We start from the raw sequence: 17,499 nt of genomic DNA on the forward strand, positions 1-17,499 counted from the left end.
ACACTGTCACGAGACGGCAAACGATCGATGGCTGACCGGTAAGGTGCGAGCGATGGTCGAGCTAGACGCGGGCGAAATCGCCCGGATGTTCGCGGCGGCAATCCGACGGGATCCGACAAGACCCCTTTTGACCTGGTACGACGACGCGACGGGCGAGCGTACCGAGCTGTCCGGCGCCACGCTCGACAACTGGGTCGAGAAGACGGCCAACCTGCTGGTCGACGGCTCCGGGCTGGGCGACGGCGACCGCGCCGGCGTGCTGCTGCCTCCGCACTGGCAGACCGCCGCGGTGCTGCTGGGCTGCTGGGCGGCCGGCGTCGAGGTGGCCGACACGCCGGGGCCGGTGGACGTGCTGTTCGCCGCCGAGGCCCGGATCGCCGAGGCGGACAACTGGTCCGCCGGCGACCGGTTCGCGCTCAACCTCCACCCGTTCGCGCTGCCGATGCGCGAGGTGCCGGCCGGCTGGCAGGACTACACGGTCGCGGTCCGTGCGTTCGGTGACGCCTTCCCCGCGTACCCCCGTGGCGCCGTGAACGCACACCCGGCCGATCCGTTCGGGCTCAAGCCAGGTGACCGGGTGCTGATCGACACCGCGCGTCACCCGGACCCGGCGGACTGGTTGCTCGCGCCGTTGGGCGCCGGCGCCAGCATCGTGCTCTGCGGCAACCTCGATCGGGCGAAAGTGGCCGCCCGGATCGCGAGCGAGCAGGTCACCCGCGACCTCAGCTGACCCCTTCCCGGGCCAGCTTCTCGAACGCGGCCAGCGACTCGGGGTTGGCCAGGGCGCCCTTGGCCGCCGCCGCCTCGACCGGCGCTCCGGTGAGGATCTTCTTGACCGGCACCTCGAGCTTCTTGCCGGACAGCGTGCGCGGCACGCCGGGCACCCGGTAGACCGAGTCGGGCACGTGCCGCGGTGACAACGCGGTGCGCAGCTCCTTGGCGATCTTGGCCGTCAGGTCGCCGTCGAGGTCGCGGCCGTCGGTGGTGACCACGAACAGCAGCAGCTCGCCGGCGCCGCCTTCGTTGTCCTCCAGGTGTACGACCAGCGAGTCGGCGATCTCCGGGAGCCCTTCGACCACCGAGTAGAACTCGGCCGTGCCGAGCCGCACCCCGCCCCGGTTGAGGGTGGCGTCGGAGCGGCCGGTGATCACGCAGCCGCCGTGCTTGTTGATCGTGATCCAGTCGCCGTGCCGCCAGACACCCGGGTAGACGTCGAAGTACGCCTCCCGGTAGCGGCTGCCGTCGGGGTCGTTCCAGAAGCCGACCGGCATGCTCGGCATCGGCTCCGTGATCACCAGCTCGCCGAGCTGGTCGAGCACGGGCGTGCCGTCCGGCCCGTACGCCTCGACGGCGGCACCCAGCGCCCGGCAGGCGATCTCACCCGAGCGCACCGGGAGCAACCGCACCCCGCCGACGAAGCCCGTGCACACGTCGGTGCCACCGGACAGCGACTGGAGCTGCAGGGTGTCGCTGACGGCCGCGTACACCCACTCGAAGCCCTCGGGCGGCAATGGCGCGCCCGTCGAGCCGAGCCCGCGCAGGGTGCTCAGGTCGTGGTCCGCGCGCGGGACCAGCCCCGACTTCCGGCAGGCGAGCAGGAACGGCGCGGACGTGCCGAAATAGGTCATCCGGGTGTCTTCCGCCAGCGCCCACAGCGTGTCGAGGCTCGGCGCGCCCGGGTTGCCGTCGAACAGCACGATCGTCGCGCCCACCGCCGGACCGGAGACCAGGAAGTTCCACATCATCCAGCCGGTGGTGGTGAACCAGAAGAACCGGTCCGCCGGGCCGAGGTCGTGGTGCAGCGCCAGCATCTTGAGGTGCTCGAGCAGGATGCCGCCGTGCCCGTGCACGATCGGCTTCGGCAGGCCGGTGGTGCCCGACGAGTAGAGCACGTAGAGCGGGTGGTCGAACGGCACGGCCGCGAAGGTCAGCGGCTCGTCGGTCGGCGCGGTCAGGGCGTCCCACCCCGAGTCGCCGGTGCCGAGGTAGTCGATCATCACGACGTGCTCGACCGAGGGCAGCGCCGCCCTGATCGCGGCCACCTCGGTGCGGCGGTCGACCGGCTTGTCGCCGTACTGGTAGCCGTCGACCGTGACCAGCACCTTCGGCTCGATCTGCTGCCAGCGGTCGCAGACGCTGCGGGTGCCGAACTCGGGCGCGCACGAGGAGAAGATCGCGCCGAGGCTGGCCGTCGCCAGCATCAGGACGTACGTCTCCGGGATGTTCGGGGCATAGGCCGCGACCCGGTCGCCCGAACCGACCCCGAGCCGACGCAGGCCGGCCGCGCAGCGGCGTACCGCGTCGCGCAGTTCGTCCTTGGTCAGGGTCTGTGGCGCGCGGGTCTGGCCGTGCGCGATCACCGCGGGGTCGGTGCCGGCCCGGCCAGGCATCCGGAGCACGTTCTCGGCGTAGTTGAGCGTCGCGCCCGGGAACCAGCGCGTGCCCGGCATCTGCCGGTCGGTGAGCGTGGCGGTCGGCGGGGTGTGGCTGACCACCTCGAAGTAGTCCCAGATCGAGCCCCAGAAGGCGGGGAGGTCGCGCACCGACCACTGCCGCAGCGCCTCGAAGTCGGCGAAGGCCAGACCGCGCTCCCGCTCGAGCCACCCCAGGTAGTGGCCGATGCGGCTGGTCTCGCGTACGTCGGACGGCGGCGTCCACAGCACCTCGTTGCTCATCCGGCCATCCTCCCCTATCAGGGCACGTGAGCATGTGGGTCCCACGCACACATTCACGGGTCACAGCCGCTCCGGTACGGTGCTCGCGTGCGTCATCTGTGGAGCCTGCTCGCCGGCATCGTGGCCGCGCCCGTGGTCTGGATCCTGCTCGCGCTCGGCCAGGACGGATCGAACTCGACGATCACGACCTGGGCCGAGACGTCGACGTTCAACACCGCCCGGCTGATCGAGCCCGCGGTCTACCTCGCGGCCGCCGGCATCGGCATCGGCGTGCTCGCCACGCTGCGCTGGTCGCCCCTCGGCCCGCTGGTCGCGGGGGTGCTGCTGATGGCGCCGTACGTCGGCATGTTCATCGCGCCGCTGCGGGTGCGCTCGGCGGTGCCGGGCGGCTGGCGGCTGTTCGGCGACCCGCTGCCGCTGCGCCTGGTGCTCGACAACGGCACGCTGTTCTTCCTCGGCCTGCTGCTCGTGATGGCCGCGTTCAGCCTGCAGCGCTGGCGGCGCTGGCCGGTCGCCGCGCCGGCCGGCGCGGGCGGTTCCGGTGTGGACGACACCGACCCGGACCTGTTCAACGGCCTCCCGACGGACCCGGACACCAAGCCGCCGTCGCTGGCCTACCCGCCGGCCGACGTGCCGGCGCCGCGAACCCAACCGTTCGGCGGGGGTACGCCGACCGCCGGCGGGTCACCCTGGGCGTCGCCGCCGGCGCCCTACCGGCCGGACGCTAAGGCCGAATAGGCGACAGAGTTCGTTGCCGCCGCGGGGTACGGTGCGCTGACCTAAGCCCTGTCGGGAGGCGCGATGCGTCATCTCTGGTCGCTGGTCCTGGCGCTGGTTGTCGCGCCGGCCGTCTGGGCGCTGTCCGGGTACGGGATGAACGAGGTCACCGTCGGCACGGGTCAGTTCGACCTGCGCCTGGCCGGCGGCTTCGCCGCGCTCGCGGCGGCCGGAGTGCTGCTCACCCTGCTCGTGCTGACCCGCCTCTCGCCGGTCGGGCCGGCGGTCGCCGGGCTCGCGTTCATCGTGACCAGCGTGTGGATCTCGCAGAGCCCGGAGACGTTCCAGGAGCTGTTCCGGGTGTCCGTGTTCGGCCGGCCCGCCGGGCTGGTCAACCCGGCCGTGGCGATCGGGCCCGTGGTCGGCACGCTGCTGTTGCTCACGGTGACCAGCCCGCGGCGCTGGCGGCAGCGCGCGACGCCGGCGCCGCCGATCTATCCCGGGGCGGCCGTGGCGCCGCCGCCACCGCCCTACCAGCCGCCGCCTTATCCGACCTCGCCGGCGTTCGCCGCCGAGCCGGGGTCGCCGGCCGGGCCCTACTCGACCGGGGTGATCTACGGCCAGGGCTTCGGTTCGCCGGTCGCTCCCGCTTCCGGTGCGCCCGCGCCGACGAGCGGCGTGCCGGCCGCCGCGGCGCCCACTTCGGGGCCGCCGGCGATGCCGCCCCCGCCGCGTGGCGGGCCGCTGCCGACGAGTGGCGTCCCGGCCGCCTCCGCCTCCGGGCCGCCGGCGATGCCGCCGCCGCTCACCTGGCCCCCGCCGACGAGTGGCAGCCCGACCGCGCCCGCCTCCGGGCCGCCGGCGTTGCCGCCTCCGCCGCGCAGCGGGCCGCCACCGGTGCGGGGCGGCGAGCGCCTGCCGCCACCGCCGCCGCCGCGGTTCACCCCGCACGTGCCGCGCCAGCCCGGTGCCGACGACGCACCCGACGCCGCCGACGCCACGACCCGGATCGGGCCGGTCCAGCCGGCGACCGACGAGACCACCAGGATCGTCCCGCCGGACACCGACGAGACGACGCGGCTGGGGCCGAGCACGGCGGCGGCCGGCGAAGCAGGCGCGGTGGGCTCGCGGGCGAACGGCGACGAGGCGACGGTGGTCAACGCGCCCGCCGAGGACGACGACCGGACGACGCAGCTTCGGACGGCGGACGCGCGGTCCGGATCGGACGACGACGACCGGACGACACAGCTTCGGACGGCGGACGCGCGGTCCGGATCGGACGACGACGACCGGACGACGCTGCTGCGAACGGCCGACGCCGGGTCAGGGGCGGAGGCGGAGGCGGAGGCGGAGGCGGAGGCGGACGGGCAGACCACACCGCCACGACCGGCCGACACGGAGTCCGGATCGGCGTCGGGGTCGGGGTCGGGGTCGGAAGAGAAGACGACGCGGCTGACGCCGCCGGCGAGGGCCGACCGGGACGACGACACCACCGTGGTGCGGGCGGCGGACGAAAGGACCGGCGACGACGGCGACGAGGACAACACGCGATCGTTGCGCGGCACCCCACCACCGCCGACGGCCTACCCGCCGCCGGGTCACGCCACGCCGACCGCCGAACCGACCGACCCCGACGCGACGCGCCGGCTCTGAGGCCAGGCCCGCTACGCGACCCCGGACAGCAGCTGGCGGGCCATCACGATGCGCTGTACCTGGTTCGTACCCTCGTAGATCTGCGTGATCTTGGCGTCCCGCATCATCCGCTCGAGCGGGTAGTCGCGCGTGTAGCCGTACCCGCCGAGCAGCTGCACCGCGTCCGTGGTGATCTCCATTGCCGCGTCGGAGGCGAAGCACTTCGCCGCCGCGCCGAAGTAGGTCAGGTCGGCGTCGAGCCGCTCGGACCGCCCCGCCGCCGCGTAGGTCAGCTCGCGCGCCGCAGTCAGCTTCATGCCCATGTCGGCGAGCATGAACTGCACGCCCTGGAAGTCGGCGATCGGCTTGCCGAACTGGTGCCGCTCCTTGACGTAACCCAGCGCGTAGTCGAGCGCCCCCGAGGCGATGCCTACCGCCTGTGCGGCGATGGTCACCCGGGTGTGGTCGAGGGTGCGCATCGCGGTCGCGAACCCGGTGCCCGGCTCGCCGATAATCCGCGAATCCGGAATATGCGCATTGTCGAAGTAAACCTCGCGGGTCGGCGAGCCCTTGATGCCCAGCTTCTTCTCCGGCGCACCGAAGGACACGCCCGCATCCGACTTGGACACCACGAACGCCGAGATGCCGCGCGACCGCGCGCCCGGGTCGGTGACCGCGAAGACCGTGTAGAACTCCGACACGCCCGCGTTGGTGATCCAGCGCTTGACCCCGTTGAGCACCCAGCCGTCCCCGGACGGTGCCCGTTCCGCCCGGGTCGTCATGGACGCGGCATCGCTGCCCGCCTCGGGCTCGGACAGGCAGTACGAGAACATCGCCTCACCGCGCGCGACCGGCGGCAGGAACTCCGCCTTGACCGCGTCGGAGCCGGCCAGCAGCAACGGCATCGTGCCCAGCTTGTTGACGGCCGGGATCAGCGACGACGCCGCGCAGGCGCGGGCCACCTCCTCGATCACGATCGCGGTGGCCAGGGCGTCGGCACCGGCACCGCCGTACTCGACCGGGATGTGCGGCGCGTGGAAGTCGGCCGCGCGCAACGCCTCGTACGACGCCTTGGGGAACTCGCCCGTTTCGTCCGCGTGCGCCGCGTTCGGCGCCACCTTCGCGTCGCAGACCTCGCGCACAGCTGCGCGGATGGTCGCGTGCTCCTCGGGTATTTGGTAAACGTCGAACGAATGGTCTGTCATAGTTGCGGCCCTTCCCTGGCCGGCGGTGATCGACCACCGGTAGCGTGCGACGGGCGTGCGTCAAACTCGGCCCACAGCAGAGGATACCGGCCGGTAACCGTGGCCTGATGCGCACGGTGGGTAGGCTCACGCACTATCCTCGCCTGCGGCAGGCGAGTCCGCCGCCGGCGGCGGGAGAGAACAGAACAAGCGGGCGCGGACAGCCCCGACAACCGACGTGGCGCACAGTTGCGCCGCCGAGTGCGAGCGGAGAACCAAGGCGTGACGATCCCGTACCCGAACACCCAGCCCATGCCGGCGATCGCGGCGGTGACGCCCCCGTCCGGAGCCGCGCGCCCGCGGCTGACCTTCCTCGGCACCGGTTACCTGGGTGCGACGTACGCCATCTGTTATGCCGAACTGGGTTACGAGGTGCTCGGCGTCGACGTCGACGAGCAGAAGATCGCGGGCCTGGCCTCCGGCGTCGTCCCGTTCCACGAGCCGGGCCTCGACGAGCTGCTGCGCCGCAACCTCGCCGCCGGCCGGCTCCGCTTCTCCACGGACTACCAGGAAGCGGCCGAGTTCGGCGACGTGCACTTCATCTGCGTCGGCACACCGCAGCGGGCCGACGGCATGGGCGCCGACCTCACCTATGTCGAGAGCGCCGTCGTCAACCTCGCCCAGCACCTCACGCGAAAGGCCCTCATCGTCGGCAAGTCGACCGTCCCGGTCGGCACCGCCGAGTGGATAGAGCAGCTCGTCGGCAAGCACGTCGCGCCCGAGCTGGCGGTCGAGGTCGCGTGGAGCCCGGAGTTCCTCCAGGAGGGCTTCGCCGTCGAAGACGTGCTGCGCCCCAACCGGATCGTCGTCGGCGTGAAGAGCGACTGGTCCAACGGCCTGCTCTACGCGGCGCACAAGGGCGTCTTCGACCTCGCCGCGACCGAGGACCGCGAGGTCCCGCTGGTCATCACCGACTACAACACCGCCGAGCTGGTCAAGGTCGCCGCCAACGCGTTCCTGGCGACCAAGATCTCGTTCATCAACGCGATGGCCGAGGTCTGCGAGGTCGCCGGCGGCGACGTCACCCAGCTCGCCCGCGCGATCGGCTACGACCCGCGGATCGGCAACCGGTTCCTGCAGGCCGGTGTCGGCTTCGGCGGTGGCTGCCTGCCCAAGGACATCCGCGCGTTCCAGGCCCGGGCCCAGGAGCTGGGTGCCGGCGAGGCGCTGCGGTTCCTGCACGAGGTGGACCTGATCAACCTGCGGCGCCGCACCCGCGTGCTCAACCTGGCCGCCGAGCTGCTCGGCCGGCGCTCGGGCCCGGCCGGCCCCGACCTGTCCGGCGCCCGGATCGCGGTGCTCGGCGCGACCTTCAAGCCCAACTCCGACGACATCCGCGACGCGCCGTCGCTCGCGGTCGCGGGCCTGCTCCTCAAGGCCGGCGCCGACGTGCGGGTCTACGACCCGGAGGGCATGGACAATGCCAAGAAGGCCGCGCCGGACCTGACGTACGAGCCGAGCCTCAACGACGCCGTCCGCGACGCCGACCTGGTCTGCGTGCTGACCGAGTGGGCCGACTTCCGCAACGCCGACCCGGTCGCGCTCGGCGAGCTGGTGGCGGGCAAGAAGGTCATCGACGGCCGCAACTGCCTCGACCCGGTGCTGTGGAGCCAGGCCGGCTGGGTCTACCGGGGCATGGGTCGCCCGTAGCCCGTCCGTTTCTGCGAAGGGCGCTCCTGGGGTTTCGCACCCCGGGAGCGCCCTTTCACATTGGAGGGACGTCACCGATTTCGGGTGTCGCGTCCGGACACGCCCAAAGGGACTGTTCAATCGACGTCCGGTATGGGCATGCTTCGGTATAGGCGTCACTGTCCTGCCGCGGAGAGGTGCGATGGAAAGGTATCCGTGTCCCTCCTGCGGCCGGGAGATCGATCCCGCGCCCCGGTGCCCTTACTGCAATGCTGAGCAGGGCAGATGGGCCGACGAGGTGGCGCGCATCGAGAGCGAGATCGCCGAGATCCGCCGTCAGGACATCAAGCTCGCCCGCGACCAGCGGTTGCTCGCGCAGCGGATGCAGGCCGCCCGGTTCCAGCGCGACATCCTCGCGGCCGCCAACCAGGAACGGCTCAAGGAACAGCTCAAGAAGCCGCGCCGGGTGCTGCGCCGCCGGGCGTTCCGCCGGCCGCCGACCGCCGACCCGGAAGGCCGGCGGATCCCGCGGCAGCAGCCGGCCGCCGCGCCACCACCGGAGCCGCCGCCACCGCCGCCGATCCAGGACGTCGACGACGAAGGCGTACGCCCGGAGGCCTCGACCCGGGAGATCCAGAACGTCTACCTCGGCCTGGGCGCCCTGCTGCTCGGCGTCGCGGCGGTGGTCTTCGCCGGCGTGGCCCGCTACCCGATCCCCCGCCTCGCGATCCTGGCCGGCGCGGCCGCGCTCATGCTCGGCGTCGCCCCGTTCGTCCGGGCCCGGCGGCTGAGCTCGACCGCCGAGACCATCTCCGCGGTCGGCCTCACCCTGGTCCCGCTCATCGGCTACGCCCTCTATCTGGTGCCGGCGATCCGCACCGGGCCGATGTCGGGCGAGGTGTTCGCCGGCATCGTGTTCGCGGTGACGGCGGCGATCGCCGCGGTCTACGCGAGTGCCACCGGGCTCAGCGTGCCCCGCTACGCGACGGTGCTGGCGCTGCAACCCGTCATCCCGCTGCTCACGCACGGCTGGATCAACGGGTCGACCGGCTGGGCGTTCTCGCTGGCCAGCGTGGCCGCGCTCGACATCTGGCTGGGGCGGCAGTACGCGGCCTTCGGCGCGCTCGTGCCGCCCGCGTGGTCGACCCGCCTCGTCCCGCCACCGGCCACCGAGCCACCGCTCACCGACCAGGAGCAGGCGACGGGGGTACGCCTCGGCCGCCGCACAGGTGGAAAGGCGACCGACGAAGCCGACGCCCCCACAGGTGACGCTGACGAGACCGGCTTCGGTGTGGGTTCGAGGTCCGGCGCGGTGCCCGCCGGCGGCCCGAAGGTCTCCCGGATCGTCTCGACCCCACCGCGGCAGCGCACCGGCGATGCCGAAACGGACGACGCGGAACCGGTCCGCCGGCCCGAGGCCGCCGCCGAGGAGACCGAGGTCCTGGTCGACGCGGGCCCGCCCGAGCAGCCGGTCTCCGGGCCGCCGCCGCAGACCGAGGTGGCCGCCCGCTGGCTGCGCGAGATGTCGTGGGTGCTGTTCGGCATCGCGATCGGCGCGGCCCTGATCTACGCCGTCGCCGGGCTGGTCGAGGCCCGCACCGTGCCGGCGGCCACGGTGGCCGGCATCGCGCTGGTGCTGGCCGCCGCCATCGGCCTGGTCGGCTCCCTCTCGCTGCGCCGCCGGCCGCTGCCCGACCTCGCCGGCGGCGTCATGACGCTGGCCATCATCGGCGCCGCCGGCCGGGTCGCCGCGGTCGCGCTGCCCGGCCACACGCTGGTCGTCGTCGCCGCGATCGTCGCGCTGATCGGCTTCGCGGTGCGCGCGCTGCCCGACGACGCCCGCCGTGGCCCGCAGCTCGCCTCGACCGCCGCGCTGCTGGTCATCGGCATGGTGGTCGCGGGCAACACGCTGCGCGCCGCGATCGCGCCCATCGACGCCGCGCTGCCGATGTGGCGGGCCGACCTGGCCGCGTACGACGGGAAGCTCGACGCCGCCATCACCACCGCGCAGTGGCAGCTCGCCGTCGCCGCAGCCCTGCTCACGATCGCCGCCGTGCTGGCCGCGCCACAGGAGATCCGCCGTGAGCTGGCGGTCGCCGGCGCTGCGCTGACCGCCCTCGCCGCGCCCGCCTCGTTCGACCTCGGCTGGGCCGCCGCGCCGTGGCCGGCGGTGGCCGCCGCCATCGCGATCGGCGTGGCCGGCCTGTGGGCCCACACCACCCGGGCCGGCGCCGCGCACGCCGTCGGCGCCGCGCTCGTCGGGCTCGCCGGCGCGGGCGCCTCAACCGCCCGCCCGGCGCTCACCGCCGCGGTGCTGTTCGTGATCGCCGCCGGCGGCGCGCTGATCGCGGCGGCCGCCCGGGGCGGCGCGGTGCGCGAGGCCGCGGGCGCGGAGCCGGTCGGCGAGTGGGCCGCCGGTGGCGCCGCGTTCGCCTTCCCGGGCGCGGTGGCGAGCTTCGTCGCGGCCACCGTGCCGACCACCACGGCGACCGTCCCGATCCTGGCCACGGCCTTCCTGGCGGTCTGCGCGACGCTCAGCTTCGCGGCCCTCAACCAGGTCGCCGAGCGGCACCTGAGCATCCCGCTGACCGTGGGCACCGGGCTCGGGGCGGTGGCGGTGGCCGCCGCCGCGTTCGCGGCCCCCGGCTCCACCGGCGCCGACAAGCTGGTCGGCGCCCTCATGCTGGTCGCCGCGATGCTGCTGTTCCTGGCACCCTCGATCGACCATGGCCGCCGCGCGGACCGGAATCTCGACGGCGCCGACTTCGCGTCGGCCGCCGCGACCGTCGCGCTGATCGGCGCGCTCGCCCGGATCGCGGCGATCCTCGCGCCCGGCGGCCAGATCGCCACGGTGGCCGCGATGATCCTGATCGTCGCGATCGCCGTGCGGGCGCTGCCGGAAGGCTGGCGGCGCGGCCCGGCCCTGGGCATCGCGGTCGGCGGCGGCGTGATCGCGGCGATCGCGGGCTACCAGTCGCTCGCCGGTGGGCTGCGGATCCTCGCCACACCGGGCGCGCTGTGGGAGGCCGACCTGACCCGCTGGCCCGGCAGCACGGACGCGGCCGGTGCCTGGCAGGCGCCGGTGGCCCTCGTGCTGCTGGCCGGCGCGGCCGCGATCGTGCTGCCCCGACCGTGGTCCTACGACGTCGCCGCGGTCTTCGTGGGCCTGGCCACGATCGGCGCACCGGCCGCCCTTGGCCTGCCCTGGTACTCGCCGATCGTCGTCGGCGGCGCCGTCGCGACGATCTACGGCGTGGCGGCGGTGATGGCCGCCGACCCGCGCGCGGGTCTCGCCCGGATCTGGGTGGCGGCCGCGGTCGCCCTCCACGCCGTCGGTGCCAGCGTGGTGCGGCCGTGGACCACCGCCGCCGCCCTGGCCATCATCGTGCTGATCGGCGTGGTCGTCGCCGGCCTGGCGTCCACGGTCGTGACGGCACCCCCGGCCGACGGCACGGCGGTGTTCACCCGGGCCGGGAGCGGCGCCACCACCGAGTCGAGCGGCTATCCCGGCGCGGAGGCGGCACCACCCGTCACCGCCGACTCACCCACCGGTGGCGGAGGCGCCGCGACCGCGACCATGACCCGGCCCCGCCCGACCGCCACCGCCGACCCGCTGGCCGTGCCGGCCGACATCGCCGCGCCGCCGCACCTGTCCACGATCGGCGGCCTCGCGATCGGGGGCGCGCTGCTCGCCCTGCCCGGCGCGCTGGCCGGCTTCGCCGCGTCGGTGGGCAGTCCCGCCGTCGTCGTGCTGACCGCGGCCCTGGCCGGCTCCAGCCTCGGCGTGGCCGTGCTGGCCCTGGCCCGCACCCAGATGGCGCGATTCCTGTCGTACGCCTCCGTGGGCCTCGCCGGCGGCGCGACCGTGACCGCCGGCACTGCGCTGGCCACCGGCGTCTCCCCGGGCGTCTACGCGGCCGCGGCGGCGATGCTCGGCATTCTCGCCGAGTTGCTCCGCGCGACCGTCCCGCCGAGCGGCGAGCAGGAGCGGGTCCGCCACTGGAGCGCGCTCGCCGGCCCGCCCTGGCGCCGCGGGCCCGGCGTGACCGGCCGGCGCTGGTCGCTGGAGCCCGCGATGGGCGCGCTGCTGCTCGCCGTCCCCGGGACGCTGTTCGCCCTCTACACGCTCGGCCCGGCGCTGATCGCGGCCCTGATCGACCCGCTGCAGGTGGTCAACCGCATCTGGGAAGGTCCGCCGGAGGCGCTGCTCGACCCGCCGTCGGCGGCGGTCGAGCCCTCCAACGTCCTCGCCGCGCTGCTGCTGACGATCGCGGCCGGCCTCGCGGCGCTGGCGTTCTCCCGCGGCCGGCCGCTGCGCGCCATTCCGGTGGTGCTGCCCGGCATCGCGGTGACGATCCTGATCGCGCCGGTCTCACTCGGCTTCGGCTGGCCACACAGCACCCGCGCGGCGCTGGCGGTGTTCGCGGTCGCGATGCTCGGCCTCGCGCTGACCCCGCCGCCGCCGGAGTCCGAGCTGGCCCAGTCGTTGCGCGCGGCCCGGATCGCCACGTTCGTGATCGGCCTGGCCGCCGGCAACGCGGGCCTCTCGGGCAGCCTCGCCACCCGCCCGATGACGCTGACGACCCTCGGCAGCGCGGTGCTGGTCGGCGCCGTGGCCGCGCTCTACGGCCGCACCGAGCGGGCCCGCATCCTCGGCTGGCTGTTCGCCGCGGTCATGGGCCAGGCGTTCGTGCTCACCCTCGGCCTCGTCGCCGGCCTGCCCCGCACCACGTCGGCGTTCGGCGTGCTCGGGGTCGGCGCGCTGCTGCTGGTCGGCGCCGCACTGCTGCCGCGGCTGCGCCGCCCGGAGGCGATGCGCGAGGCGACGACCGTGGAGTGGAGCGGCTACGCCGCCGGCCTGGTCGCGTTCGCGCTGGCCTTCGACTCGGTGCCGCACCTGGCCGGCCTGCTCGCTGCCTGGGGCGCGGTGCTCGGCGTCGCGGCCGGCCGCCCGGGTCGTCGCGCGTCCCGTCGCCGGGTCATCTTCTACACGGCGCTGGGCTGCGAGGTCGCCGCCTGGTGGCTGCTGATGGACCTCGTCGACGTGCGGCTGCTGGAGGCCTACACGCTGCCGTTCGCGGCGGTCGCCCTCGTCGCGGGCCTGATCGAGCTGCGCCAGCGCCCGTCGCTGGGCAGCTGGGTCGCCTACGGCCCGGCGCTGGTCGCGGCGTTCCTGCCGACCACGACGCTCGTGCTCACCCGCGACACCAGCGACACCCGCGAGCTGCTGCTCATGGTCGGCGCGGCCGCCACGCTCATCTTCGGCTCGATGCTCAAGCAGCAGGCGCCGTTCATCGTGGGCGCGATAGTCACCGCGGTCTCGGCGATCCACTTCACGGTCACCCGGGTCGGCCCGTACTACGTCGTCCTGCCGATCGGCGTCATCCTGCTGATCCTCGGCGCGAGCAACGAGAACCGCCGCCGGGCACAGGAGCGCATCCGCAGCCTGCGCGGGATGCGCTAGCGCGCGTAGTGGCGCAGGTGGACCGCGCCACCGTCCGGCGCGGTCCAAGTGGCCTCGGAGGTGTGCGTGTGCCGCCAGCCGGTGGCCGCGTAGAACGCGACCGCGGCCGACCGCTGCTCGTCGGTCACTTCAAGGCTCAGCCGCACGTCGTGCGCCGCGGCCCAGTCGGTCGCCATGCGGACCAGCGCCGTCCGACCGCGCGGCGCCGGGCGGCCGGGGTGACGAACAGGCGGGTCAGCTCGCCACCCAGGATCGCGACGTGGCCGGCGATCGTGCCGGGCGCCAGCTCCGCGACCCACGCCTGCGCCAGCCCCTGCGGAGCGAGCCAGGCGATCGGGTCTTCGGGCCAGTTCAGGGGGTACGCGTCCGCGTCGTGCACCGCCCGCAGCGCAGCAACACAGCCGGGCAGGTCAGCTTCCCGGCGAGGCCGGACCAGCGGCTCGGTCGTCATGCCGACCGCAGCGACGCCTTCAGCGCGGCTTCCTTCTCGGCGACCAGCACCTCGAGCCCGGCCTGGAAGTCGACCATCCGCTGGCGCAGCGCCGGGTCGGCGGCACCGAGGATGCGGGCGGCGAGCAGGCCCGCATTGCGGGCGCCGCCGATGGAGACCGTCGCCACCGGCACGCCGGCCGGCATCTGCACGATCGACAGCAGGGAGTCCATGCCGTCGAGGTACTTCAGCGGCACCGGCACACCGATCACCGGCAGCGGGGTGGCCGACGCGACCATGCCGGGCAGGTGGGCGGCGCCGCCCGCACCGGCGATGATCACCTTCAGGCCGCGCTCGGCGGCGGTCCGGGCGTACGCGATCATCTTGTCGGGTGTGCGGTGTGCCGAGACGACGCCGACCTCGTGGGCGACGCCGAACTCGTCGAGGGCCTCCGCCGCGGCGCGCATGGTCGCCCAGTCGGAGTCGCTGCCCATGATCAGGCCGACGGCCGGCTGCTGCTCGGTCATGAGTGCGTCCCTTCGCGGAGCCACCAGGCCGCGCGGGCGGCGCGGGCACGCAACGACGCGAGGTCGTCGCCGAGCACCGTCACGTGCCCGATCTTGCGGCCCGGACGGGTCTGCTTGCCGTAGAGGTGCACCCGCGCGCCCGGGTCCTCGGCGAACAGATGGTGCATGCGCTCGTCGACGGACATGCCGCCGGGCGGGCCGCCGAGCACGTTGGCGCTGACCACCACGGGCGCGGTGAGCGCCGTGTCGCCGAGCGGGTAGTCGAGCACCGCGCGCAGGTGCTGCTCGAACTGCGACGTCCGGGCGCCCTCGATGGTCCAGTGGCCGGAGTTGTGCGGCCGCATCGCCAGCTCGTTGACGATGAGGCCGGCCGGCGTCTCGAACAGCTCGACCGCGAGCAGCCCGACCACGCCGAGCGCGGTCGCCAGGTCGATGGCCAGCTTCTGCGCCTCGACGGCCAGGTCCTCGGGCAGCAGCGGCGCCGGCGCGAGGACCTCGACGTTGATGCCGTCGCGCTGCACGGTCTCGACCACGGGATAAGCGGCGACCTGCCCGAACGGCGACCGCGCGACCTGCACGGCCAGCTCGCGGCGCAGCGGCACCAGCTCCTCGGCGATCAGCTCCGTGCCGCTGGCCAGCACCTCGGCGGCCGCCGCGGGCGAGTCGACGACCCAGACGCCGCGGCCGTCGTACCCACCGCGGACCGCCTTGAGCACCACCGGCCAGCCGGCCTGCGCGCCGAATCCGGCCAGGTCGTCGGCGGTCGCGACCGGCTGCCAGCGCGGCACCGGCGCGCCCAGCGCCGACAGCCGCTCGCGCATCCGGCGCTTGTCCTGCGCGAACACGAGCGCGTCGGCGGACGGGAAGACCTTCACGCCCTCGGCGGCCAGGGCGCGGATGTGCGCCTCCGGCACGTGCTCGTGGTCGAAGGTGACGACGTCGCAGCTCTTGGCGAAGGTGCGCAGCGCGGCCAGGTCGGTGTGCTCGCCGATCTGCACGTCGGCGGCGACCAGCGCGGCACCGTCGTCGGGATGGGCGGCGAGCACGCGCAGCGACTGGCCGAGCGCGATGGCGGCCTGGTGGGTCATCCGGGCCAGCTGGCCCGCGCCCACCATGCCGACGACAGGCAGTCCGGTCCGGGAATCCATGGCGCGGAAAAGCCTATCCCGGCGTCACCGGCGGGCGAGCTGCGCGGTGAGATCCGCCACCGCGGTGGTCGGGCGGTCACAGACGAAACCTCGGCAGACGTACGCCGTGGGCGCGCCGTCGAGCAGCGGGCGATCAGCCAGCAGGGGTACGCCCGGCGCGTCCGGCGCGCCCACCAGCACCACGGCGCCGGGCGGGGCCAGCTCGTAGGCGGTCGCGACCAGCGGGTCGTCGGTCGGATCCTGTGTGGTGGCGATGACGATCTCGTACGGGCCGGAGAGCAGCGCCTCGCCGGTCGCCGCGGCGTAGCCGCTGAACCGCGGATGCTGGGCGACGATCGGCGCGACGGTGGCGAGCGCGTTCTCGGCGGCCTCGCGATAGCTCGGGTCGCCCCGCAACGCCGTGTAGCTGGTCAGCGCGGCCGCGAGCACCGACAGGCCGGACGGGGTGGCGTTGTCGGTCGGGTCGGCCGGCCGGGCGACGAGCCGCTCCGCGTCGTCGGCGGTGTCGTAGTAGCCGCCGCTGCCGGTCGGGAAGTGCGCCAGGGCGGCGTCGAGCAGGGTGCCGGCGAGGTCGAGCCAGCGTCCGTCGAGAGTGGCCTGGTGCACCGCGCAGAACGCCTCGGCGACGGCGCCGTAGTCGTCGAGCACCCCGGGCGGGTCGCCCACCGTGCCGTCCCTGGACACCCGCCGCAGCCGGCCGTCCACGACGTGCTTCTCGGCGAGCAGGCCGGCGGCCCGCACCGCCGCGTCCAGCGACTCCCCGGTGCCGGTCGCGAAGAAATGCTCGACCAGGCCGGTGATCGCCAGCCCGTTCCAGGAGGCGACCACCTTGTCGTCGCGGGCGGGCTGCGGTCGTCGGGCGCGGGCGGCCAGCAGCCGGGCGCGGACGTCGGCCCAGCGGTCGACCACCGGCGGGTTGGCGTCGTCGATGTCCCGGGCGAGCCGCAGGACGCTGGCACCCTTCTCGAAGGTGCCGGCGGCGGTCACCCCGAACACCCCTGCGGCGTACGGGCCGTCCTCCGGGCCCAGGGCTTCGACGAGCTGCGACGGGGTCCAGGAGTACGTGAGACCCTCGACCCCGTCGGTGTCGGCGTCCAGGGAGGACGCGAAGCCCCCCTCGGGCGTGCCGAGGTCGCGGATGATGAACTGCGCGGTCTCGTCGGCGATGCGGCGGGCTAGCGGGTCGCCGGTCAGCCGCCACAGGTGCGTGTAGACCCGCAGCAGCAGGCCGTTGTCGTACAACATCTTCTCGAAATGCGGCACGATCCAGCGGGCGTCGACGGAGTAGCGCGCGAACCCGCCGGCCAGCTGGTCGTAGATCCCGCCGCGCGCCATCGCCTCGCACGTGTGCCGCACGATCTCCAGCGCCTGCTGGTTGCCGGTGCGCTGGTAGTGGCGGAGCAGGAAGAGCAGGTTCATCTGCGGCGGGAACTTCGGTGCGCCGCCGAAGCCGCCGTTCTCACCGTCGTACTCGGTGGACAGTTGGGAAGCGGCGGCGTCGAGCATGTCCGCCGTCAACGGCGCGCTGATCCCGCCGAGCGCCTGCGCGCCACCGACGGCCTCGACCACGGCGGCGCCCTGGCGCATGACGGCCTCGCGCTGGTCGCGCCACGCGGTGGAGACCGACTGCAGCAGGCGGCTGAAGTTGGCCTTCGGGAAGTAGGTGCCGCAGAAGAACGGCGTGCCGTCCGGAGCGGCGAACACGGTCATCGGCCAGCCGCCCTGCCCGGTCATGGCCTGGGTGGCGGTCATGTAGACCGCGTCGACGTCGGGCCGCTCCTCGCGGTCGACCTTGACGCTGACGAAGTTGTCGTTCATCAGCTTGGCCACACCGGCATCTTCGAACGACTCGTGCGCCATCACGTGACACCAGTGACAAGCCGCGTAACCGACCGAGATCACGACCGGGACGTCGCGCCGTTTCGCCTCGTCGAAGGCGTCGCTTCCCCACGGCCACCAGTCGACCGGGTTGTCAGCGTGCTGGAGCAGATAGGGCGAGGTGGCGTCGATGAGCCGGTTCACTGTTCCAGCGT

At 74.0% G+C, this 17,499-nt stretch carries 12 protein-coding genes; 5 read left to right on the forward strand and 7 right to left on the reverse strand.

What is annotated here, in order from left to right; translation table 11 throughout:
• Window positions 1–52 precede the first annotated feature (52 nt).
• Entirely contained in the window at window positions 53–730 is a 678-nt protein-coding gene (locus AB0H87_RS02845; protein WP_360138531.1) for a TIGR03089 family protein, read from the forward strand.
• Here AB0H87_RS02845 and AB0H87_RS02850 read toward each other — a convergent pair.
• Window positions 723–2,675, reverse strand: a complete 1,953-nt coding sequence (locus AB0H87_RS02850) for an acetoacetate--CoA ligase (protein WP_360138534.1) — start codon at window positions 2,673–2,675, stop codon at window positions 723–725. The genes AB0H87_RS02845 and AB0H87_RS02850 overlap by 8 nt on opposite strands.
• Window positions 2,676–2,795: 120 nt before the next feature.
• Between AB0H87_RS02850 and AB0H87_RS02855 the strand changes: the two genes are divergently transcribed.
• Together AB0H87_RS02855 and AB0H87_RS02860 are read left to right on the forward strand one after the other, a co-directional pair.
• On the forward strand, window positions 2,796–3,413 hold the full coding sequence (locus AB0H87_RS02855) for a hypothetical protein (protein WP_360138636.1): 618 nt from the start codon (window positions 2,796–2,798) through the stop codon (window positions 3,411–3,413).
• A 63-nt stretch (window positions 3,414–3,476) separates the two neighbouring features.
• Entirely contained in the window at window positions 3,477–5,045 is a 1,569-nt protein-coding gene (locus AB0H87_RS02860; protein ID WP_360138537.1) for a hypothetical protein, read from the forward strand.
• Between the two features lie 11 nt (window positions 5,046–5,056).
• On the opposite strand, the gene AB0H87_RS02865 is transcribed toward AB0H87_RS02860, so the two are convergent.
• Entirely contained in the window at window positions 5,057–6,229 is a 1,173-nt protein-coding gene (locus tag AB0H87_RS02865; protein ID WP_360138540.1) for an acyl-CoA dehydrogenase family protein, read from the reverse strand.
• A 261-nt stretch (window positions 6,230–6,490) separates the two neighbouring features.
• Between AB0H87_RS02865 and AB0H87_RS02870 the strand changes: the two genes are divergently transcribed.
• Both AB0H87_RS02870 and AB0H87_RS02875 read left to right on the forward strand, forming a co-directional pair.
• The gene (locus AB0H87_RS02870) at window positions 6,491–7,918 is read left to right on the forward strand and encodes a UDP-glucose/GDP-mannose dehydrogenase family protein (protein WP_360138543.1); all 1,428 of its coding nucleotides are present in this window, start codon (window positions 6,491–6,493) and stop codon (window positions 7,916–7,918) included.
• Between the two features lie 181 nt (window positions 7,919–8,099).
• Window positions 8,100–13,361: a permease gene (locus tag AB0H87_RS02875; protein ID WP_360138546.1), complete on the forward strand. Its 5,262-nt coding sequence runs from the start codon at window positions 8,100–8,102 to the stop codon at window positions 13,359–13,361.
• On the opposite strand, the gene AB0H87_RS02880 is transcribed toward AB0H87_RS02875, so the two are convergent.
• From AB0H87_RS02880 to AB0H87_RS02900, 5 genes are read right to left on the reverse strand one after another with little or no spacing between them, the layout of a single operon-like run.
• A complete protein-coding gene (locus AB0H87_RS02880) occupies window positions 13,358–13,537 on the reverse strand; it encodes a hypothetical protein (RefSeq protein ID WP_360138549.1) in 180 nt (59 codons plus the stop codon). The two genes, AB0H87_RS02875 and AB0H87_RS02880, sit on opposite strands and share 4 nt — an antisense overlap.
• Window positions 13,498–13,812, reverse strand: coding sequence for a hypothetical protein (locus tag AB0H87_RS02885; protein ID WP_360138552.1), 315 nt, complete (start codon window positions 13,810–13,812; stop codon window positions 13,498–13,500). The genes AB0H87_RS02880 and AB0H87_RS02885 overlap by 40 nt, the downstream gene beginning before the upstream one ends.
• Window positions 13,809–14,318, reverse strand: a complete 510-nt coding sequence (gene purE, locus AB0H87_RS02890) for a 5-(carboxyamino)imidazole ribonucleotide mutase (RefSeq protein ID WP_360138555.1) — start codon at window positions 14,316–14,318, stop codon at window positions 13,809–13,811. Before purE ends, AB0H87_RS02885 begins: the two co-directional genes overlap by 4 nt.
• Complete coding sequence (locus tag AB0H87_RS02895) at window positions 14,315–15,466, reverse strand: 5-(carboxyamino)imidazole ribonucleotide synthase (RefSeq protein WP_360138558.1); 1,152 nt, start codon at window positions 15,464–15,466, stop codon at window positions 14,315–14,317. The genes purE and AB0H87_RS02895 overlap by 4 nt, the downstream gene beginning before the upstream one ends.
• Before the next feature lie 24 nt (window positions 15,467–15,490).
• The gene (locus AB0H87_RS02900) at window positions 15,491–17,488 is read right to left on the reverse strand and encodes a thioredoxin domain-containing protein (RefSeq protein WP_360138561.1); all 1,998 of its coding nucleotides are present in this window, start codon (window positions 17,486–17,488) and stop codon (window positions 15,491–15,493) included.
• Window positions 17,489–17,499 lie beyond the last annotated feature (11 nt).

The organism is Asanoa sp. NPDC050611 (assembly GCF_040654855.1).
Lineage (GTDB): Bacteria > Actinomycetota > Actinomycetes > Mycobacteriales > Micromonosporaceae > Asanoa.